This window comes from Lentzea sp. CC55, assembly GCF_021056325.1.
GTDB classification, from domain to species: domain Bacteria; phylum Actinomycetota; class Actinomycetes; order Mycobacteriales; family Pseudonocardiaceae; genus Lentzea; species Lentzea jiangxiensis.
Genome location: NZ_JAJCXE010000002.1, coordinates 192,544 through 213,194 on the forward strand (window position 1 = coordinate 192,544; position 20,651 = coordinate 213,194).

The 20,651-nt window shown below is 71.7% G+C and carries 16 protein-coding genes; 1 reads left to right on the forward strand and 15 read right to left on the reverse strand.

Annotated features, from left to right (window positions below):
- Window positions 1-31: 31 nt before the first annotated feature.
- Both L6E10_RS01655 and glmS read right to left on the reverse strand, forming a co-directional pair.
- Window positions 32-1,405: an NAD(P)H-hydrate dehydratase gene (locus L6E10_RS01655; RefSeq protein ID WP_236216076.1), complete on the reverse strand. Its 1,374-nt coding sequence runs from the start codon at window positions 1,403-1,405 to the stop codon at window positions 32-34.
- Entirely contained in the window at window positions 1,406-3,265 is a 1,860-nt protein-coding gene (gene glmS, locus L6E10_RS01660; protein WP_236216078.1) for a glutamine--fructose-6-phosphate transaminase (isomerizing), read from the reverse strand.
- Between the two features lie 148 nt (window positions 3,266-3,413).
- On the opposite strand from glmS, the gene L6E10_RS01665 reads away from it, so the two are divergent.
- Window positions 3,414-4,238, forward strand: a complete 825-nt coding sequence (locus L6E10_RS01665; protein WP_374235538.1) for a dienelactone hydrolase family protein — start codon at window positions 3,414-3,416, stop codon at window positions 4,236-4,238.
- Window positions 4,239-4,286: 48 nt separating this feature from the next.
- Here the strand turns inward: L6E10_RS01665 and L6E10_RS01670 are convergent, their stop codons facing one another.
- The 13 genes from L6E10_RS01670 to L6E10_RS01730 all read right to left on the reverse strand — a co-directional run bounded on the left by L6E10_RS01670 (window position 4,287) and on the right by L6E10_RS01730 (window position 19,842).
- Window positions 4,287-4,730, reverse strand: coding sequence for a hypothetical protein (locus L6E10_RS01670; protein WP_236216082.1), 444 nt, complete (start codon window positions 4,728-4,730; stop codon window positions 4,287-4,289).
- Window positions 4,721-7,456, reverse strand: a complete 2,736-nt coding sequence (locus L6E10_RS01675) for a hypothetical protein (protein WP_236216183.1) — start codon at window positions 7,454-7,456, stop codon at window positions 4,721-4,723. The genes L6E10_RS01670 and L6E10_RS01675 overlap by 10 nt, the downstream gene beginning before the upstream one ends.
- A 6-nt stretch (window positions 7,457-7,462) precedes the next feature.
- A complete protein-coding gene (locus tag L6E10_RS01680; RefSeq protein WP_143022478.1) occupies window positions 7,463-7,726 on the reverse strand; it encodes a hypothetical protein in 264 nt (87 codons plus the stop codon).
- Between the two features lie 471 nt (window positions 7,727-8,197).
- Window positions 8,198-8,431: a hypothetical protein gene (locus L6E10_RS01685; protein ID WP_236216085.1), complete on the reverse strand. Its 234-nt coding sequence runs from the start codon at window positions 8,429-8,431 to the stop codon at window positions 8,198-8,200.
- A 19-nt stretch (window positions 8,432-8,450) separates the two neighbouring features.
- Window positions 8,451-9,785, reverse strand: a complete 1,335-nt coding sequence (glmM, locus tag L6E10_RS01690; RefSeq protein WP_236216087.1) for a phosphoglucosamine mutase — start codon at window positions 9,783-9,785, stop codon at window positions 8,451-8,453.
- Between the two features lie 192 nt (window positions 9,786-9,977).
- Window positions 9,978-10,523 carry a 30S ribosomal protein S9 gene (gene rpsI / locus L6E10_RS01695; RefSeq protein WP_090095906.1) on the reverse strand — a complete coding sequence of 182 codons (546 nt, stop codon included), beginning with the start codon at window positions 10,521-10,523 and terminating at the stop codon, window positions 9,978-9,980.
- Window positions 10,524-10,549: 26 nt separating this feature from the next.
- Window positions 10,550-10,993, reverse strand: coding sequence for a 50S ribosomal protein L13 (gene rplM / locus L6E10_RS01700; RefSeq protein WP_030472013.1), 444 nt, complete (start codon window positions 10,991-10,993; stop codon window positions 10,550-10,552).
- Between the two features lie 255 nt (window positions 10,994-11,248).
- Window positions 11,249-11,539: a WXG100 family type VII secretion target gene (locus L6E10_RS01705; RefSeq protein ID WP_236216089.1), complete on the reverse strand. Its 291-nt coding sequence runs from the start codon at window positions 11,537-11,539 to the stop codon at window positions 11,249-11,251.
- 63 nt (window positions 11,540-11,602) lie between these two features.
- A complete protein-coding gene (locus L6E10_RS01710; protein ID WP_236216091.1) occupies window positions 11,603-11,908 on the reverse strand; it encodes a WXG100 family type VII secretion target in 306 nt (101 codons plus the stop codon).
- A 147-nt stretch (window positions 11,909-12,055) separates the two neighbouring features.
- Entirely contained in the window at window positions 12,056-12,442 is a 387-nt protein-coding gene (locus tag L6E10_RS01715; RefSeq protein WP_236216093.1) for a hypothetical protein, read from the reverse strand.
- A gap of 11 nt (window positions 12,443-12,453) precedes the next feature.
- Window positions 12,454-14,268 carry a type VII secretion-associated protein gene (locus L6E10_RS01720; RefSeq protein ID WP_236216095.1) on the reverse strand — a complete coding sequence of 605 codons (1,815 nt, stop codon included), beginning with the start codon at window positions 14,266-14,268 and terminating at the stop codon, window positions 12,454-12,456.
- Window positions 14,269-14,350: 82 nt separating this feature from the next.
- Window positions 14,351-17,005, reverse strand: a complete 2,655-nt coding sequence (locus L6E10_RS01725) for a BTAD domain-containing putative transcriptional regulator (RefSeq protein WP_236216097.1) — start codon at window positions 17,003-17,005, stop codon at window positions 14,351-14,353.
- Entirely contained in the window at window positions 17,002-19,842 is a 2,841-nt protein-coding gene (locus L6E10_RS01730) for a BTAD domain-containing putative transcriptional regulator (protein WP_236216099.1), read from the reverse strand. The genes L6E10_RS01725 and L6E10_RS01730 overlap by 4 nt, the downstream gene beginning before the upstream one ends.
- Window positions 19,843-20,651 lie beyond the last annotated feature (809 nt).

Below are 20,651 nucleotides of genomic sequence, written 5' to 3' on the forward strand. Positions count from 1 at the left end.
GGAGCGCAGCTCATCAGGTGTGAGCGAGCGCTCAGAGGCTCCTGATCGCGTCCGGGATCGCGCTCATCAGCCCCGACGCGGGCACCGGTGCCCCGTCCGCGGCCAGTTCCGCCGCCAGCACGTGCGCGTACGCCGCGTACCCCGCCGCCAGGAACGGGTCCAGGCCGCTCGCGAGCAGCGCGCCGATGATCCCCGACAGCACGTCACCCGACCCGGCCGTGGCGGGCCAGGACGACGTCGCCGAGTTGACCAGCGCCCGCCCGTCCGGTGCGGCGACGACGGTCCGGTGCCCCTTGAGCAGCACCACGGAGCCGAAGCGGTGGGCGGCCTTGCGGGCGGCGGCGACGCGGTCGGGGCCGACCGGACCGGCCAGGCGTTCGAACTCGCGGTCGTGCGGGGTCAGCACCAGCGGCGCATCGGGGTCGCGGGCGTCCCACAGCGACGGGGTCGAGGCGAGCAGCGTGATGGCGTCCGCGTCGGCGATCACCGGCACACCGGCGTCCAGCACGAAGCGCAGCACGTCGGCGGACGAGCTGCCGGTGCCCATGCCGGGGCCGACGACCCAGGCCTGCACTCGGCCCGCGTCGGTGATCGAGCCCGTGCAGATCGCCTCGGGCCAGCGGGCGCGGATGGCGTCGGCGGCGGGACCGGCGTAGCGGACCATGCCCGAGGTGGCCAGCACCGCGGCACCCGTCGACAGCACCGCGGCACCGGGGTAGGTCGCGCTGCCGGCGGCGACGCCCGTGACGCCCTGGGTGTACTTGTCGTCGGACGGGCCCGGCACCGGCCAGCTGATGTCCTGCCGGTCGAGCAGCACGAAGTCGGGGTCCTCCGGCCGCAGGCCGATGTCGACCAGGTGCACCTCGCCGCAGTCCGCCAGCGCGTGCACCGGCTTGAGGCAGCCGAACGTGACGGTCGTGTGGGCGCGCACGTGCGGTCCGGAGATCTCGCCGGTGTCCGGGTCGATGCCGGACGGCAGGTCCACGGCCAGGACCGGGGCGCGCACCGAGGAGACCAGTTCGGCCGCGGCCGGGCGCAACGGGCCCCGTGCGGACAGGCCGACGATGCCGTCGACCACGAGATCTGGCTCGCCGACCTCCGAGACGATCCGCCCGCCCGCGCGGCGGAACGCGGCCAGACCTTCGGCGTGGGCCTTCTCCGGCGACAGCAGCACGGCGGACACCGCGACACCGCGGCGGCGCAGGAAGTAGCCCGCCCACAGGGCGTCGCCGCCGTTGTTGCCCGCGCCGACGAGCAGCGTGACGCGGCGACGGCCGGCGAGCAGACGCAGGGCGTGGGTGGCCACACCGAACGCGGCCTTGCGCATCAGGGAACCCGGCGGGACGACCGCCATGAGCTCCTCTTCAGCGGACTTGACGCGTTCGGTGTGCCAGACGCCTCTCACCTATTCGACGGTAACGGACTTCGCGAGGTTGCGAGGCTTGTCGACGTCGTAGCCGCGGGCCGTCGCGATCTCGGCCGCGAGCACCTGCAGCGGGATCGTCGAGATCAGCGGCTGCAGCAGCGTCGGGACGGCCGGGATCTCGATCAGGTGGTCGGCGAACGGGCGCACCGTCTCGTCGCCCTCCTCCGCGATCACGATCGTGCGGGCGCCGCGGGCCTGGATCTCGCTGATGTTCGACACCAGCTTCGAGTGCAGGACGGCGCGGCCCTTCGGCGACGGCATCACCACGACGACCGGGAGGTTCTCCTCGATCAGCGCGATCGGGCCGTGCTTGAGCTCGCCCGCCGCGAAGCCCTCGGCGTGCATGTAGGCGAGCTCCTTGAGCTTGAGCGCGCCCTCCAGGGCGACCGGGTAGCCGACGTGGCGGCCGAGGAACAGCACCGCCTTCGAGTCGGCGAGCTCCCGGCCGAGCGCCTTGACCCGGTCGATGGTGCCGAGCACGCGCCGCACGGCCTCGGGCATGGCCTCCAGCTCGTGGAACTCGCGGGCGACCTCGTCCGGGTACTTGGTGCCGCGGGCCTGCGCCAGGGCCAGGCCGACGAGGTAGTTCGCGGCGATCTGGGCGAGGAACGCCTTCGTCGACGCGACACCGATCTCCGGGCCGGCGTGGGTGTAGAGCACGGCGTCGGACTCACGCGGGATCTGCGCGCCGTTGGTGTTGCAGACGGCCAGGACGCGGGCCTTCTGCGCACGGGCGTGGCGCACGGCCTCCAGCGTGTCCGCGGTCTCGCCGGACTGCGACACGGCGACGACGAGCGTGTCGCGGTCGAGGACCGGGTCGCGGTAGCGGAACTCCGAGGCCAGCTCGACCTCGACGGGCAGGCGGGTCCAGTGCTCGATCGCGTACTTCGCGACGAGGCCGGAGTGGTAGGCCGAGCCGCAGGCGACGACGAAGACCTTGTCGACGTCGCGGAGGTCCTGGTCGGACAGGCGCTGCTCGTCGAGGACGATCCGGCCGTTCGCGAAGTGGCCGCGCAGCGTGTTCGCCAGCGCCTCGGGCTGCTCCTCGATCTCCTTGAGCATGAAGTACTCGTGGCCGCCCTTCTCGGCGGCGCTGAGGTCCCAGTTGACCGTGAACGGCTTGGCCTCGGCGGGCTCGCCGTCGAAGTCGGTGACCTCGTAGCCGGAGCGGGTGAGCACGACCATCTGGTCCTGGCCCAGCTCGACGGCTTCCTTGGTGTGCGCGATGAACGCGGCCACGTCGCTCGCGACGAAGTACTCGTCCTCGCCGACGCCCACGACCAGCGGGGAGTTGCGGCGCGCGGCGACGACCTGGTCGGGCTCGCCGGCGTGCGTGACCACGATGGTGAACGCGCCCTCGAGCCGGCGGGCGATCTTGCGCACGCTGGCGGGCAGGTCACCCTTCGTGTCGCCCTCGGAGTAGGCGAACGCCACGAGGTGCGCGACCGTCTCGGTGTCCGTGTCGGACGCCATCTCGACGCCGAGGCCTTCGAGCTCGGCGCGCAGCGCGAGGAAGTTCTCGATGATGCCGTTGTGCACCACGGCGACCCGGTTCGTCGAGTCGCGGTGCGGGTGCGAGTTCCGGTCGATCGGCGCGCCGTGCGTCGCCCACCGGGTGTGGCCCATGCCGACGGTGCCCGCGAAGTTGTCGCGGCCCACCTCGTCGAGCCTGCCCTCCAGGTTCTGCAGCCGTCCGGCCTTGCGTTCGACGGCGAGGTCGTCGCCCGTCACGACCGCGACGCCCGCCGAGTCGTAACCCCGGTACTCGAGGCGCCTCAGCCCGTCCAGCACGACGTCGAGCGCCGACTGGTGACCCACGTATCCCACGATTCCGCACACGGGAAACAGACTAGCTAGACCACGCCGCTAACCCTAATGAGTGAGAGCGCTCCATTTGCGCAGGTCACACGACCGAGTGGTGTAGACCAATCTCAGGTGTGGTCCGCGCGACAGGATCGACTACGGTTCACCCATGGCTCGCCGCGTGATCACGCTGACCGCGAAACAGGCCCTCGAGCAGCTCAGCAGGCCCGGTCCGCACCCGGTGCTGCGCGGCGACCTCGCGCTCGTGGGGCTTCCCGGCGTGATCTTCACGCCCCGGTCGGGCCTCGGCCTGCCCGCCGTCGCGCTCGGGCACGGCTGGATGCAGCCGGTGCGCCGTTACCACGGCCTTTTGCGGCACCTGGCCTCCTGGGGCGTGGTCGCCGCGGCCCCCGCCGTCGAACGCGGCCCGCTGCTGTCGTCGCGGGTGCTGGCGGCGAACCTCCTGACCACTTTGGACATCTGCACCGGTGTGCGCCTGGGCACCGGCGAGATCAGCGTCGACCCGTCCCGCCTGGCCCTGGCAGGGCACTCGATGGGCGGAGGCGCGGCGGTGCTCGCCGCCGCGGAGGCGGAGCGCGTCCGGGCCGTTGTGACGTTGGCCGCAACGGAGACGCGTCCCTCCGCACTGGACGCCGCGCGCGAGGTCCGCGTGCCCGGCCTGCACCTCGCGGCGGGCGAGGACCGCATCGCACCGCCGGTCGGCCACGCCGAGGCCATCGCGTCCGCGTGGGGCGGTCCCGTGCAGCTGCGGTTGCTGCCGAAGTCCTCGCACCTCGGGTTCACCGAGGGCAGGCACTGGAGCGAGCTGGTGCTGGACGGCCACGCCGAGCGCCGCTCGCAGAAGCTCGGGCGCGCGTTCGTGACGGCGTTCCTGCTGCGCGTGCTCACCGGCGACCGCGCCTACGACGAGCTGCTGGACGCCGACCTCAAGAACGCGAACCTCGTGTTCCAGCGGGAAGCCCTGCCGCAACGCGCCGCACAGCGCTGACCTGACACGCGAAAGGGACGCCCCTCGGGGCGTCCCTTCTGCGCACGATCAGCTCAACCAGGTCTGGCCGCTCAGGTCGTCGTCATCGTCCACCGGTGCCGGGCGACGCGGGCGCACCGGAGGCGGCGGTGCCACCGGCTGCACGGGCGGGAGCGGCGGCGGAGGAGGAGTCGGGGTGGCCGCGCGGGGCGCGTAGCCGCCGTCGTCGTCCTCCGGGCCGAACGCCATCTCGCCGGCACCCCGTTCGGGACGCTCCCACTGCGGCTTGCGCTGCTGCGGCTTCTCCCCCTGCTTGCTGATGTTCTCCGCGCTCTCGCGAGCCTCGGAGACCTCGCGCCTGTGCTTGTCCTCGCGGGCCGCGATGTCCGCGGCGAGCTTGGCCTGGGCCGCCCTGAGCTCCGCCGAGACCTCGGTGGTGCTGCGACGGGTCTTGGCGAGGTTGTCGTCGAACTGCGCCTGCAGGCGCGGGTCCACGTCACCGATCATCGCCACGGGCTCGCGGCCTCCCCTCGCTCATCGCCCAGCACGGTCTGCATGGCGCTCAACGGGTTGCTGTTGTCGTCGTCGAACAACGTGCCCGTGGTGCGCCACTGGCTGGCTCCCCGCTCGGAGTCGCCACCCTGCTGACCGCCCGCTCCGGCGCCGGCCATGCCGCCGCCCATCATCCCGCCACCCATCATGCCGCCGGACGAGGCACCCGACGGCGGCTGGCCGTGGGCGTCCTGAAGGGACGGCAGGGCCGCGGAACCCGGCTGACCGGCTTCGGAGGTGTTCGTGTCGAACGAGCCGCCGTCGCCCGCGTTCGGGCTGGTCCACGCGGTGTCGGCGGACGTGCCGCCGAGCACCGACTCGCCGCTGCCGCCACCGCCGCCGGTGAACGAGACGCCGGAGGTCGTGGTGCTGTCCGAGGCCCGGCCGAGGACCGGACCGTCGGCGGGCCCCCTGGGCTCGCCGACGCTCGGCATGAAGCCGTTGTCCTGGACGTGGTCGCGGGCCACGGCTTCCCCGAAGCGCTCGCCCGGCGCGCTCCAGACCTGCTCCGCGGCCGGCGCGGGCATCGTCTGGAACCCGCCCTCGGCGGCCGGTGCGGGCATCGGCTGGAACCCGGCCTCGGCGGGCATCGTGGTGACGCCGCCCTCGGCCGGCACGACCTGCGGGAAGTCGGCCTCCGGCGTGCGGAGACCGTCCTCGAGCCTCACGCCGTCCATCACACCGCCACCGGCACCCGAACCCGAGTCCGGCGTCTGCGCGGCGGGGTTCTCGTCCTCGCCGAAGCCCACGCCGATCTTGTCCGGCGTGCCGTCGCCGTTGTCCGCGGTCAGGTTGATCTGACCGGTCTCGGTGTCGACCTCGGCGGTGAAGTTCACGCCGTCCTGCTCGATGTGGATCTTGCCGTCGGCGCCGACCTCGACCGGGATCGGGTTCGACTCCGAGCCCAGCGGGCCACCGCCGGGCGCGGCGGCGCCACCGGGTGCCGGGGTGGCACCGGCCGTCGCGCCGGCACCGGGTGCCTGCCCCGCCTGCGCCGGGGCCGAGCCGGTGAGCGTGCCGGCCATGGCGGTGATGGCCTGGGCGCCGTTCTGACCCATGAGGGCCTTGGCGGCCTCGGGGTTCTTGCTGAAGTCGAGGTCGTAGGTCTTCGGCTCGCCCTTGGGCGTGTCGATCGTCATCTTCACGTGCCCGTTGGCGTCGGGCTCCGTGACCTTGATCGTGTTGTCGCCCGCCGTGACCGTGACGGTCTCGAGCTCCTCCTCGGGCTTCGGCTGGTCGGGCTTGCCGTCACCGTCGAGGTCGTCCGGCTTGCCGTCGCCGTCGGTGTCACCGGGGACGTCCGGCTTGCCGTCGCCGTCCTTGTCGAGCGGGTTCTCCGGCTTCGGGATCTCGGGCGTGCCGCCACCGCCGGGCGGAGTGCCACCGCCGCCGGGCGGGGTGCCGCCGCCACCGGGCGGGGTGCCGCCGCCACCGGGCGGGGTGCCGCCACCGTTGTTGTTGACGTTCTGGCGGCCCTGGTTCGACTCGGTGAACGACGGCGGGTCGCCGACCTGCTGGAACGGGTCGCCGCCGAACGCCGTGGTGAGGCCCTGGAACATGGTCTTGTAGTCGGCGTCGACACCGGTCTGCACCGCGTCGCAGTAGCCGTCGAAGGCCTTCTTCTTGTTGTCGAACTCCTCGCAGAGCGCCTTCAGCTTCTCCTTGGCGTCGCTGATGATCCGGTCGCGCACGTCGGCGATCCAGCCGCCCCAGCCGAGGCCGGACAGGATGCCGAGCGGGCCGCCGCAGATCGCGCCGATCACCGAGTTCTTCAGGTCGCTCTGGACGCCGTAGACCCAGTCGAGGACGCCGCCGTCGTTCGGGAAGACGTCGCCGTTCGCGTGCCGGATGGCCTCCTCGGCCTTCTCGACGGTCAGGCCGCCGCAGGTCTCCGAGTACTGGTCGTGGATCTGCTGCGCGAACTCCTTGACGTGCTTCTGCATGTTGGTCACGCCACCGGTGATCGCACCGGGGCCCGTGCCCGCCTGCTGCACGAACGTCTTGGCGGTCGACGCGAACTTGTCGTGGTAGCCGCGCGCGGCATCGGCCGCCGAGCCCTCCCACGAACCGAGGCCGTTCCACGCGGCGCCGAGCTGGTTGTCGTGCTCCTGCGCCTTCTTGACGTTCTCGGTCAGCTTGTGCGCGTCCTCGCGGAACTTCGCGAAGTCGATGTCGCGCACCTCGTCGTACTTGCGGTAGATGTCGCCCTGGAGGTTCGGGGCGGCACCCTGGTGCCCGCAGGCCGGCGCGGCCTTGGCGTAGACCGGGATGAACTTCTCGAAGAACCGCAGGCCGGGAGCGCCGGCGTCGAGCAGCGTGTTGCTGTTCGGGACGTCACCCTGCTCGTTCAGCACCTTCTGGGTGGCGCCGAGCTCGCGTTCCTCGCCCGCCTTCTTGACGAGGGCGTCCGCCTCGGAGCCCTCCACCGTGAAGGCGGCGTGCTGGCCTTCCTTGCGGATGTTGTTGGCCTCGCTGAAACCCAGCGTCAGCGGAGCGAGGACCACGCCCACCACGTGGTCGCCGACACTCGGGTCGTCGGGGACGTCGACACCGTTCGCCTTGCCGTAGCGCTCGACCTCTTCCTGGGGAGCGCCGGCGCCGGCGAGGGCGCGGACGAGCTGCTTCTTGGTCTCCGGCGTGACGTTCGGGTCGTCGAGGAGCTTCTTGATCTCGTTCTGATCCGCCACGGCTGGTTACCCCTTGAACTGGCTCGAGGTCTGCGCCTCGTTCGACTCGTACGTCTTGGCGACGTCCTTCAGGCGCGTGGCGATGCCGGTCGCCTCTTTGCCGAACTTCTCGAGACTCGTGCCGAACTGGTCGAAGAAGGTCTTGTACTGGGCGGCGACGCCCTGGAACTTGCGCCCGACCTGACCGGCCCCCACGCCCGGCACGACCGAAGCCTTCATCTGGACCAGTTGCGACCCCTCGGCGTCGTACACCCCCGCCGTCTTGGTCAAATCGCCGGACTGTACGCCGAACCCAGCCATTCTCCGCCTCCCCTTGTCCCCGATCCGACGCAATTCGGCCTCATCGGGTTCCGCCATACAGTGCCAGCTCGGGTCACGCGGTGACCGGAGCTCCACGAGGTCGGTTGCCTTAGTAAACAGCCGTTCGGCCGAAGCCGCCGACGATCACCACTGACCGGGTGGCGGCTGTTGGGGTCCAGGGGGCTGCTGCGGCCACTGGCCGCCGGTCGGAGGGCCCTGGTGGCCGGGCGGCGGAGCTTGGTGCCCGGGCGGAGGGCCGTACTGACCGGGCGGCGGGCCATATTGACCGGGCGGCGGAGCCTGCTGCCAGTGCTGGGCGGGCGGGTGCTGGACCTTCTTCTTGCGGTTCACCGCGACGGCCACGACGAGCAGCACGGTCACGATGACGGCGATCAGGAACAGGGCCACGAGGATCTGGACAGGACCGATGTGGAACACGGCTCACCAGCCGTTCGGCGCGGGCGGCTGCTGGCCGGGCGCGGGTTGCGGGTGGGTCTGCTGCGGGAACCCCTGCTGCGGGATTCCCTGCGACGGGTACGGCTGCTGCGGGCGGCCGTGGCCGGGCGGGTACGGGGGCTGGGCGGTCCTGCGCTTCGACGCCACGACGACCGCGACGACGACCGCTGTCACACCTCCCAGCAGCACCAGGAGTACGAGCAACATCAGCACGGTCATCTCCAGCCCCCATCCGTCCTCAGTGCACCGAGGAAACCACACCCGCCAGGCGCTGCGCGGCGGACTCGGCCTGTTCGTGGCTCGTGGCCTCGACCATCACCCGCACGAGCTGCTCGGTGCCGGACGGGCGCAGCAGCACGCGGCCGGTCTCGCCGAGCTCGGCCTCGACGGCGGCGACGGCCTCGCTGACCGACGTGGCCTTGGCCACGGCCGCCTTGTCGGAGACCTTCACGTTGATCAGGACCTGCGGCAGGCGGCGCATCACCGAGGCGAGGTCGGCGAGCGACTTGCCGGTCTCGGCCATGCGGGCCATCAGGCGCAGCGCGGTGAGCAGGCCGTCGCCGGTGGTGGCGTGCGCGGGCAGCACGACGTGGCCGGACTGCTCGCCGCCGAGCGAGTAGCCGCCCGCCTTGAGCTCCTGCAGCACGTAGCGGTCGCCGACGGCGGTGGTGCGCAGCCGGATGCCGGCCTCCCGCATGGCGATGTGCAGGCCGAGGTTGCTCATCACAGTCGCGACGAGCGTGTCCTCGAACAGCTCACCCGCGTCGCGCATGGCGAGCGCGAGGACCACGAGGATCTGGTCGCCGTCCACCACGTTGCCGTCGGCGTCCACGGCGAGGCAGCGGTCGGCGTCACCGTCGTGCGCGATGCCGAGGTCGGCACCGTGCTCGCGGACCGCGGCGGCGACGACGTCGATGTGGGTGGAACCACAGCCGTCGTTGATGTTCAGGCCGTCCGGGGTCGCGTTGATCGCGATCACCTCGGCCCCGGCGCGGCGGTACGCGTCCGGTGCGGCCACCGACGCGGCACCGTTCGCGCAGTCCACCACGACCTTGAGGCCGTCGAGGCGGTGCGGTGTCACCTTGATCAGGTGCTCGACGTACTGGGTCTCGGCGTCGGGGACGTCGCGCACCCGGCCGATGGCGGCGCCGGTCGGGCGCTCGAACGCCTGGCCCATGTGCTGCTCGATCTCGTCCTCGACCGAGTCGGGCAGCTTGTGGCCGCCGGCGGCGAAGAGCTTGATCCCGTTGTCCGGCATCGCGTTGTGCGAAGCGGAGATCATCACACCGATGTCGGCGCCGAGGGCCGAGACCAGATGGGCGACGGCGGGGGTGGGCAGGGCGCCGACGCGCAGCACGTCCGCGCCCGCCGAGGTGAGGCCTGCGGTGACGGCGGCGTCGAGCATCTCGCTGCTCGCCCTGGGGTCGCGGCCGACGACGGCGACCGGGCGGTGGGAGCGGTCGTGCTCGGCGAGCACGCGTGCCGCCGCGGCGGCGACGGACATCGCGAGCTCGGGGGTGAGGTCGGCGTTGGCGAGACCACGCACTCCGTCGGTGCCGAACAGGCGGGCCATGAATCCTCCGGATTGGACACTTCGAGGCAGTGGGAAAAGACCCGGAAAACACTGCGGGAGCAGCAGTTCGGAGTGAACTGCTGCTCCCGCAGGTACAGCTGGGTGACGCTCGGGGTGCGGGGAGTCCCCGCTGTCACCGCGGAGGAGCCGTGGTCTGACGAACGCAGACACAGCTCCCGCGGTGACGGAGCATCAACGCTTGGAGTACTGAGGCGCCTTGCGGGCCTTCTTCAGACCGTACTTCTTGCGCTCCTTGACCCTCGGGTCACGGGTGAGGAAGCCGGCCTTCTTCAGCACCGGGCGGTCCTCGGAGTCGACGGCGATCAGCGCACGCGCGATGGCGAGGCGCAGCGCACCGGCCTGGCCGGTGATGCCGCCGCCACGCAGGTTCGCGATGACGTCGAAGGTCTCGGGCTTCTCCGTGGTGACGAGCGGCTCACGGATGAGCTGCTGGTGCACCTTGTTCGGGAAGTAGGCCTCGAGGGTCTTGCCGTTCAGCGTGAACTTGCCGGTGCCGGGCACGAGGCGGACGCGGACGACGGCCTCCTTGCGGCGACCGACGGTCTGCGCGAGGTGCGCGGCGCCGTTCAGCGAGGGCGCGACCACCGGTGCGGAGGTCTCCTCGACCTCGGCCTCGTCGGCCTCGGCCTCAGGAGCCTCGACGACCTCGGCCTCGACAACCTCAGCCTCGACCTCGGGGGTCTCGACCTCAGGGGTCTCGTTCTCAGGGGTGGTCACAGGAACTTCCTCGGTGTACTCGTCGCTCACTGGGCGATCTTCTTGATCTCGAACGCCTGCGGCTGCTGCGCGGCGTGCGGGTGGTTCGGTCCGCTGTAGACCTTCAGCTTGTTCGCGATCTGACGGCCCAGGCGGTTCTTGGGCAGCATGCCCTTGATCGCCTTCTCCACCAGGCGGTCCGGACGGGTGTCCAGGACCTCGCCGAAGGACTGCTTGCGCAGACCACCGGGGAAGCCGGAGTGGCGGTACTGGAACTCCTGGTCCCGCTTCGAGCCGGTCAGGGCGACCTTGTCAGCGTTGATGATGACCACGAAGTCACCGGTGTCAACGTGAGGGGCGTAGGTCGGCTTGTGCTTGCCGCGCAGCAGCGTCGCGGCCTGGGTGGCGAGCCGGCCGAGCACCACGTCCTGGGCGTCGATCACGTGCCAGGTGCGGGTCACCTCACCGGGCTTCGGGCTGTACGTGCGCACGGATCTACCTCGTCGTCACTTGCGTCTGGGGTCACTGCGGCGGTTGCCCCAGACCGATCTTGGACTGGCCAAGCGGTGGTTCCGAGACAGGCGCGGCACACACGGGCGCCAGCTACCGCACAACAACGTAAGAAGATACCGGATGGGTGCTGCGGGGACCAAAACGGCCCCTCCGAAGCGACCACCTCCGGACGTACGCGAGCCCCGGACCACGTGGTTCCGGGGCTCGCGAGAGGTGTTGCGGTACCGCGGTGCTTACCAGCGGCGGGCGTTCGCGCTCTCCGCGGCGTTGTAGGCCTCACCGGCGTCGCGCACGGCGATACCGATGGACGAGAGAACGGCCTGGAGGTCCGCAGCGCTCCGGTCCCACTGCTGCTGCGCGGCCTGGTAGGCCTCAGCGGCGCCACCCTCGTAGCCCGCCATGACCTTGACGACCTGACCCTTGAGGTCCTCGAGCTGCTGCTGGACCTGCTGCGCCGCGCTCGTGATGGAGCTGGCGGCGCCGGCGAGCTCGGCGAAGTTGACCTTGACCTGACCAGTGGACATTGTGGTTCTCCCCTAAATCTGTGTCTTACCTGCGGAAAAGAAGAAGCGGAAGGACTAGCCGGATCAGAGGCGGTTCGCGATGCTGCTGGACAGCTGGGTCGCTTCCTCTTCCTGCTGGGCGTAGGCGACCGCGCTGCTGTCCATCTGCTCGGCGATCGCGCGCAGGGCCTCCTGCAGCTTCATCGCGTCGGTGTCGAAGCGCTCCATCAGCTGGTTGAACGCGTTCGCGGCCGCACCGACCCAGATGCCCTGCAGGCCGGAGACGGTGTTGCGGACGTTGCGCAGCGTGCCCTGCGTGTCGTTGTCCACCGAGATGATGTGCTTCGCGAGCGCGGTGAGTTCCTCGGAAGTCGCGGTGTAACCAGACATTAGGAGATGCCCCCTTCAGAGAACTTCAGGTCGTACTTCTTGGTTCGTACGCCTCTTACGACGGGAACCTTGCCACGCCGGTTCCGCCCTGTCGCGACTTCTTTCGAAGTAGTTGCGCTAGTAAACGGCCCGGGGTGAAACCGCGCCTCAGTAGAGGATTCGCGACTGCGAAAAGTCCTCGTCATCGTCACTCGCACGGGGAAGTTGACCACTCGGACCGGCGACGGCCGAGGAACCCAGCGTGGCCGGTTCCGTCTCAACTGGACCTGCGACAACCGGTTCGGCGGCCTCCGGAACCCGTTCGACGGCCAGACCCCGGTCGGCGCGGAACCCCGTGGCGGCCTCCCGGACGTCGGCCGGGGTGGCCGCGGCGCCGGTGCCGGATCTGCCCTCACGGGCCCGCGCGGCCAGTTCACGGGTGCGTTCCCGCAGCTTGGCGTTGCGTTCACCGATCTCACCGGAGGCCCGGCGGGAACGCGTGACGGCGGCCGAGACCTCGGACCGGAACCGGGCGAGGACCTCGCTGGAGGACATCGGCAACTCCCCTAGGACTTGATGACGAGCGAGCGGACGACCTGCTCGCAGGCGGTGCGGACCTGCGCCTGCACACCCGGGGCAGCCTGGCAGCCCACGCTGACCTGGACGTCGCCCGCGAACTGGATGTACCAGTCGACACCGGTCGAGCCGACGACTTCGCGATAGTGAACAACCGGTTTCCCGGCGAATGAGGTGCTCTCGGTGAAGTTGAGAACCTCGTCACCTTTGCGGTCGCGTTCTTCGAACATGCGCCGCAACTCGGTCAACGCGCGAACTCTGTCCTGATCGCTGTTGTACTCGAGAGTTTGCTCCTGCACAGCAATGCGCGCCTGAGGCTGTTTGCCATTGGAATTCTCGCGCTCGACCGGTTGCAAAAGCACCTGCCGGTCGGCGGCGGCACCACCGGTCTGCTCCCAGCCGTCCGGGCGCGTGAAGCTGTAGTCGTACACGGCGATCTGGTCGCCGGTCGGGGTCGGCTGCGGCTTCTCGGGCTTGAACCAGTAGTAGGCGCCCACACCGGCCGCCGCGAGCACGACCACGACGCCGATCGCGATGAAGAGCGGCGCCCTGCTCTTCTTCGGCGGCGGCTGCGGTGTGGCGGCGGGGAACGGGAGCGGGAACTGGCCGGCGGGCGGCGGCGTGATCCGGCGGGTGATCTTGCGGGTGGTGTCGTCGCGGACCCGGAGGTTGTGGGTTACCTCACCGGACGGACCGCTCGGAACCGGCTTCTTCTGCTGCGCCACGCCCCCGGTCCGCTCCGGGTCGAGGCTCACCGCCCGCAGCGCGCCGCGGGCCACGACGGTCTCCGGCTGGTCGATGCTCGTCGGCACGACGCGGAGGTGGTCGTGCACCAGCCGCGCGACGAGCGGGATCCGGCTGGACCCGCCGACCAGGAACACCCCGGCGAGCTGCTGCGGCGCGAGGCCCGCGTCGCGCACCGCGGCACCGGCCAGCGCGGCCGCCCGGCTCAGCGGTGCGGTGATCAGCTGCTCCAGGTCCGACCTCGTCACGTGCGCGTCGGGGAACGGCGGCGGCATCGGCACGTCGGTGTAGGCGTGCCGGGACAGCGTCTCCTTGGCCCCCCGCACGTCCTGCCGCAGCACCCGCCGCTTGCGCCGGTCGGCCATCTCGCGCCCCTCGACGAGCTGCCGCCACGCCTCGGGGTCCTTGGCCGAGACCAGTCCGCCGACGTGGTCCAGCAGCGCCTGGTCGACGTCGGCGCCACCGAAGCCCGGGTCGCCCTTGGCGGACAGCACCCGGAAGCTCTTCCCCGCACGCGCCACCACGCTCGCGTCGACCGTGCCACCGCCGAGGTCGAGCACGGCGAGGGCGGCACCGTCCGGAATGGAGTGGCTCGCGGAGTGGAAGACGGCGGCGGCGACGGGTTCCGGGACCAGCACGACCTCGCGACCGAGCCCGCGCGCCGCCTGCAGAAGGACGCGCGTGCGCACCGTGCCCCAGTCGGCGGGATGCGTCAGCACGAGGAGGTCGACCGGTGCACCACCGCCAACGCGCCGTGCTTCGTTGACGGCCCGTGTCAGCACCGCGCGCACAACGTCCACAACGGGCAGCACAGTGCTGCCGAGCAGCAACTCCCCCTCGTCGACCCGGCGCTTCGGGTGCGGCTCGTACCGGGCGGGGTCGACCGCGGCCTGGCGCTCGGCCTCCTGGCCGACGAACAGCGTGCCGTCGGCCGCGGCGAACACCGCGGACGGCACCAGCGGCTGGCCGTCGAACACGACGACCTGCGGCTCCCGGCCGTGTGCGGAGATCGCCACGCAGGTGCTCGACGTGCCGAAGTCGACCGCGACGTGCAGGCTCATGCACCTTCCCCTCTTCCGCGCACATGCTTACCTGATGGGACTGAGCTGGACGACACGGATGACGAAGGTCGTCACCACGAGTTCAGCGCAGTGCCTCCACACGCGCGGCCAGTGCGTCCGCCCGCGCGTCGTCGCGGCTGCGGTAGATCTCGACGGCCTCCTGCCACACCGCCGCGGCCTCGTCGAGCCTGCCCTGCCCGACGAGCACGTCGCCGATCAGCCCCAGCCCGTCGGTCACGCCGTCCGTGTCGCCGACGCGCCTCATCACCTCGACGACCGCGCGCAGCTCCGGCTCGGCCTCGGCGTACCGGCCGAGCCCTGCAAGCGCTTGGGCCCGCCACCCGCGCACACGGGCGATGAGGAACTCGTCCCCGTGCCGGGCGGCGAGAGGAGCGACGACGCCGATCTCCCGCAGTGCCTCCTCCCAGCGCCCGTCGCGGTTGAACCGGCTGGTCAGGTTGCCCCGCTGGATGATCTCCTGGTAGACGTTCCCCGACTCCTGCGCGATGGCCAGGGCCTCGCGAAGGGTGGCGTCGGCTTCTTCCCGACGGCCCAAGGTGCTGTAGAGCGTAGACAGGTTGCCCAGCGCTCCCCCGATCGCGGCGCGGTCGCCCCCGGCCCGCAGGAGCGACAGCCCGGTTTCGAAACTGCGCAGCGAGTCGTCCCAACGACCTTCGACCTTGTAGGTCGAGGCGAGCTTGCAGTGCAGGACCCCCTGCTCTCCCAGAGACCCGAACCCGCGCACCGCCTCGTACAGCTCGATCGAGTCGTGCCGGTGCGTCTGATCGATGACGAAGTAGCTGTGCAGGTGGATCGGGATCATCAGGGCTTGCCGCTGCCAGCCCCTCGCGATCGCGGCGAAGGTGACCGCCTTCAGGTTCGGCCACTCCTGACGCCGCCACCTGAGCGCCTCCGACCACGACGAGAAGTCCTGGGGCGTCACGCCGGACGTGATGGCGTCGGCACGCAGCATGATCGTCGACGGGTCGAGGGCGGTCGCGTTCTCCAGGCTGTGGAGGTACCACTCGGTCAGCCGCAGCGCCGCTTCCTCGTCGTCACCGCACAGCTCCGCCGAGTACGCCCGCAACAGGTCGTGCAGGCTGTACCGCCCCGGGGCGCACGACTGCACGAGGTGGTCCGCGACCAGCCGCTCCAGCAGACGGCGGGCCCGGACCACGGGGAGACCGGCGAGCGCCGCCGCGGCCCCGGTGTCGAAGTCCACGCCGGGGTGCACCGACAGCAGCCGGAACATCCGTGCCGACTCCGCGTCCAGCGCCCGGTACGACCACGAGAACACCGCGCGCACGTCGACGTCGTCGAAGTCGGTCAGCGCATCGAGCCGGGCGTCGTCCAGCTCGGCGACGAACTCCCGCAGCGGCACGTCCGGGAACCGGGAGACCCGCTCGGCGAACACGCGCAGCGCGAGCGGCAGCCCGGTGCAGCGCTCGACGATCTGCCGTGCGGCCTCGGGTTCGGCGGCGATCCGCTCCTCGCCGAGGACGGCGCCGAGCAGCGTCCGCCCCGCCTCCAGGTCCAGTTCGTCCAGGGCGATCGCGGTGGCGTCGTGCTGCAGGACCAGCGCGCGGAGCTGGTTGCGGCTGGTGATCACCACGCGCACGCCGGCCGCACCGGGCAGCAGCGGGAGCACCTGGCGGGGTGAGGCGGCGTTGTCGAGCACCAGCAGCAGGCGCCGGTCGACGAGCGTGGTGCGCAGCAACGCGAACCGCGCGTCCGCGGCCGCCGGGACGTTCTGCACGCCCAGCCCCACCAGCAGCGTCTCCGTCGCGGCCACCGGGTCGACGGGCTGCGCCTCCGGGTCGAACCCGCGCAGGTCGAGGTGGAGGTCGCCGTCCGGGAACTCCTCGCGCGCCTGGCGTGCCCAGTGCAGCACCAGCGCGGTCTTCCCGACGCCGCCGACGCCGTGCACGACGGTGACCCCGGTCGTCTTGTCGAGCAGGCGCAGCTCGTGGTCGCGCCCGACGAAGTTCCGCACGCCCGCGGGCAGCTGCCGCGGCACCTGACGCCCGCCGGCGGGCACCTCGCCGCGCAGGACCTGCTGGTGCAGCGCCCGCAGCGCCGGTCCCGGTTCGACGCCGAGCTCGTCATCGAGCGTCCGGCGCACCTTCTGGTAGGTGGCGAGCGCCTCGGCCTGCAGTCCCGACCGGTACAGCGCGAGCATCAGGTACCGCCAGAACGACTCCCGCAGCGGGTGGTCGGCGACCAGCGACTTCAGCTCGGCGACGAGCTCGCGGCCGAGACCGCGGTCGAGGTCGGCCTCGAGGCGCGACTCCAGCGCGTCGAGCCGTTCGCCCGCGAGCCGCGGCACGTCGTCGCGGTGCAGCGAGTCGGAGGTGACGTTGCCGAGCACCGGGCCGCGCCACAACGCCGACGCGGCACCGTGGTCGCCGGACGCCGCCAGCGCGCGGAACCTCAGCAGGTCGAGCTGGTCGGGCTCGACCTCGGCCAGGTAACCGCCGGGCCGGGTGCGCACGCAGTCGGCGGGGCCCAGCGCGGACCTCAGCCGTGCCACCACCATGTGCAACGTCTTGCGCGCACGGTCGGCCGTCGGCGGTTCACCGTCCCAGATGCGCTCGATCAGCTCGTCGACCGGGACGAACTCGTTGGGGCGCAACAACAACGTGGCCAGCAGGACCTGCCCGCGACCGGTCGGCACCGCGACCGGTTCGCCGTCGAGCAGCACCTCCAGCGGTCCCAGCACCCGGAACTCGACGCTCACCGGCCGCCCTCCCCGCGTGCCTGCTCGAGCGCGGCCCGCAACCGGCCCTCCGCGCTCGCGTCACCGGCGTCGGCGTGGCTCTCCAGCGCGGCGCTCGCCACCTCGGCCGCCCTGTCCGCGAGGCCGAGCGCGAGGTTCGCCTCCGCGATCAGGGCGAGGGCGCGCACACTCCCGCGCCGTTCGCCCATCGACTCGAAGACGCTCACGGCTTTCTCGGCCCCCGTCAGGGCGGCGGCCGGGTCGCCCTGCGCGAGGGCGATCTGGGACACGAGCACCGTGCAGTAGGCGACGCCCCTGTCCTCACCGAGTCCGGTCATCAGGTCGAGGGCCTCGACGGCCGCGGCGCTCGCCCGTTCCAGGTCGCCGTGCGCCAGCGCGGCCTGCCCGATCCGGTTCAGCTGCTGGGCGATGTCGCTGGGCTCGCCGTGCCGGCGGCTGATCTCCAGGGCTTCGTCCAGCGCGCGCACCGACTCGTCGTAACGCCCCTCGTTCGCGAGCATCGTGCCCAGCTCGCGCAGGACGCTCACGTACGTCCGCTCGTCGCCGCCCGCCTTCGCGGCGGCCACGGCGCGCTCGGCCAGCTCGAGCTGCGGCTGTCCGGTGTGGAGCATCGTGAAGTAGGCCAGCGATCCCAGCGCCACGGCGAGCTCGGTCTGCGCGCCGACGGCCTCGAACCCGGCCACGCACCGGGAGTACTCGGCGAGCGTCTCGTCGGTGACGCCTTTCATCACCTGGTGGCTCGTCATCGAGAAGTGCACCCGCCAGACGGTCAGCTCGTTGCCCTCCTCGGCCGCCGCGTCCCGGACGAGCGCGCACAGCTGCATGAACCGTTCGTGCGGGTAGTAGATGTCGAGGAAGACGAACGCGCGGTGCATGAGGTTCTCGGCCAGCTCGACCCACCGCTGTTCCACGCACACCGTGATCGCGCGGTCGATGTTGAGCATCTCGGCGAGCAGCAGCTTCTCCCTGCTGCCGGTCAGCCGCTCGACCTCGGACTCCTCCAGCGCCGTCGAGCGCGTGACGGGGCGCTTCGGCGCGTCGTCCGGGGTGTACCACTCGCTCGCCGCCTGGTCGACGAGCGTCAGCATCACCTCGACGTAGTCGCGCAGGGCCGCGGACACGGTCGCGGGGTCCTCGCCGCGAACCAGCTCGGCGGCGTAGACGGCGAGCAGGTCGTGCATGCGGTAGCGGGGTTCGCCGGTCACGTCGAGCCCGACCTCGTCGACGAGGTTCGCCTCCACCAGCCGTTCGACCAGCCTCTCGCCGTCCCCGCCCGCCAGCACGCCCACCGCCCACGCGGCGACGTCGGTGGCGCCGAGCAGGCCGAGCCTGCGGAACGCCGTCGCCGCGTCGGCGGGCAGCGCCTCGTAGCTCGGCCCGAACGTCGCGCGGACCTCCAGGTCACCGGTGCTGAGCTCGTCGAGCCGGCGCCGTTCGTCGGAGAGCCTGCGGGCCAGCGCGTTCAGCGGCAACGACTCGCGGGCGGCGAGCCGGGCACCGACGACCCGCAGCGCGAGCGGCAGGCCTCCGCACGCGTCGGTGATCGCACGGGCGGCGGCCGGATCCGTGGCCACGCGGGCCTCGCCGATGACGTCCGCCAGCAGCGCCACCGCGTCCTCGTCGCCCAGCGGCGGCAGCCGCACGCTCTGCGCGCCCTCGATCTGGACCAGCCGCTGCCTGCTGCTGACCAGCACCGCGCACCCGGCCGTGCCCGGCAGCAACGGCCTGACCTGCTCCGGTCCCGCCGCGTCGTCGAGCACCACGAGCACCGCCCGGTCCGCGAGCTGGGCCCGGAAGGCGGCGGCGCGGGCCTCCAGGCCGTCCGGCATGCCGGTCACCGACACGCCCAGCGCCACCAGCAGCTCGCCGAGCACCTCGGCGGGGTCGCGCGGTGCGGAGCCGGCACCGTTCAGCCGGACGAACAGCTGCCCGTCGGGAAAGCGGTCGCGCAGCCGGTGCGCCGCCCTGGTCGTGAACGCGCTCTTGCCCACCCCGGGAGCTCCGCTCAGCACGACGACCGGCACACCGGCGTCCCGCGCCAGCTCGGCCTCGACCTGGCGCAGCAGCTGCTCGCGGCCGACGAACGCGGACGTGTCCGGCGGCAGCTGGCAGATCACCTTGCGCTCGGGGAGCTCCGCGTCGCCGTTGAGCAGGGCGAGGTGCAGCCGGCTCAGCTCCGGTGACGGGTCGACGCCCAGTTCGCCGGCCAGCAGCGCGGTGAGCTCGCGGTAGCTCTCGAGCGCCTCCGCCTGCCGTCCCGACCGGGCGAGCGCCGTCATCCGCTGCCCCCAGAACCGCTCCCGCAACGGGTGCTGCCCGACGAGCGCGCCCAGCTCGGCGACGAGCTCACCGGCGAGACCGCGCTCCAGGTCGGCGTCGATCCTGCGCTCGACCGCGGCCAGGTGCTCGTCCTCGAGGTGCGGCACCTCGTCGCGGTGCAACGCGTCCGAGGCGACGTTCGCCAGCGCGGGACCGCGCCACAGCGCCGTCGCCGAGGCGAAGTCCCGGGCCCGCACGAACTCGCGGAACCTCAGCAGGTCGAGCTCCTCCGGCGTCACCTCGGCCAGGTAGCCACCGGACGTGGTCCGCACGCGGTTGGCCGCCCCGAGCGCCTGGCGCAGGCGCAGCACCGTCGTCTGCAACGTCTTGTGTGCACGGTCGGCGGTGGGCGGGTCGCCGTCCCACAGGCGGTCCACGAGTTCGTCGACCGAAACGAACTGGTTGGGGCGCAACAACAACGTCGCCAACAGCACTCGCCCGCGACCGGCGGGCACGGACACGGGTTCGCCGTCGAGCAGGACTTCCAGCGGGCCCAGCACCCGGAACTCGACGTTCATCACCACCACCCCCAGCCGGCGGACTCGCGTCCCTGACCATTGCTCATCGATGTGCCGATGTCCAGGTGGGCGCGGCGCAGCTGCACGACCGCGGATCTGCGACAACGGCGTGGGAACCCTCCCACGTGCGGGCCGTGCGATACCAGTCCATGGGACTGCTCGACCGGGTGATGGAACACCTCGCAGGATCGGAACCGGTGGTGCCGGGCGGTCGTCCGGTGGCGGCCCCGCTCCCCTCCACAGTGGACCTCCGGAGCGGGGGACGAGGTGCGTGAGCGCCGTGTGAGCGAAGTGTGACCGGCGTCCGGCAGAGTTCTCCCCAGCGGTGCTGGTGGCGAAGTTCCTGGGGGGCCACCAGCACCGCTCATCACTTCCAGGGCCGTGACCGGGTGTGAGCGCTCCCGGCGGCGCCGATGACCGGCCGGCCCCGCCGCGGTCACCTCCCTCTTCGCCGCGGCGGGGCCGGCCATCCGACCCGCGGTGCCGGGGCGTGGACTCGGTGTGACCGAAGTGTGAGCGCCACCGGGCAAAGTGGTGCTCAGCCGGAACGACGAGAGTGACAACGGGTTTGGGGGGTGTCACGCTCGCCGATCTCCTGCCGGGCCATCCCTCCCAGTGGGGCGGCCCGGAGGGAGTTCCGGTCATGGGGGAAAAACGGACAGCCCCTGCTGTCCGGTCAGGGCCCGCGGCTTGCGCTGCGGGCCCTTTTGCTTCGCCCGAAACCGGTGTCATCGAAGCGTGAGCGTCGCGAGAGCGGTCTGCGGCAGAGTTCTGACCAGCCGGTTCGGCAGAGGCAGACCTGGGGGCTG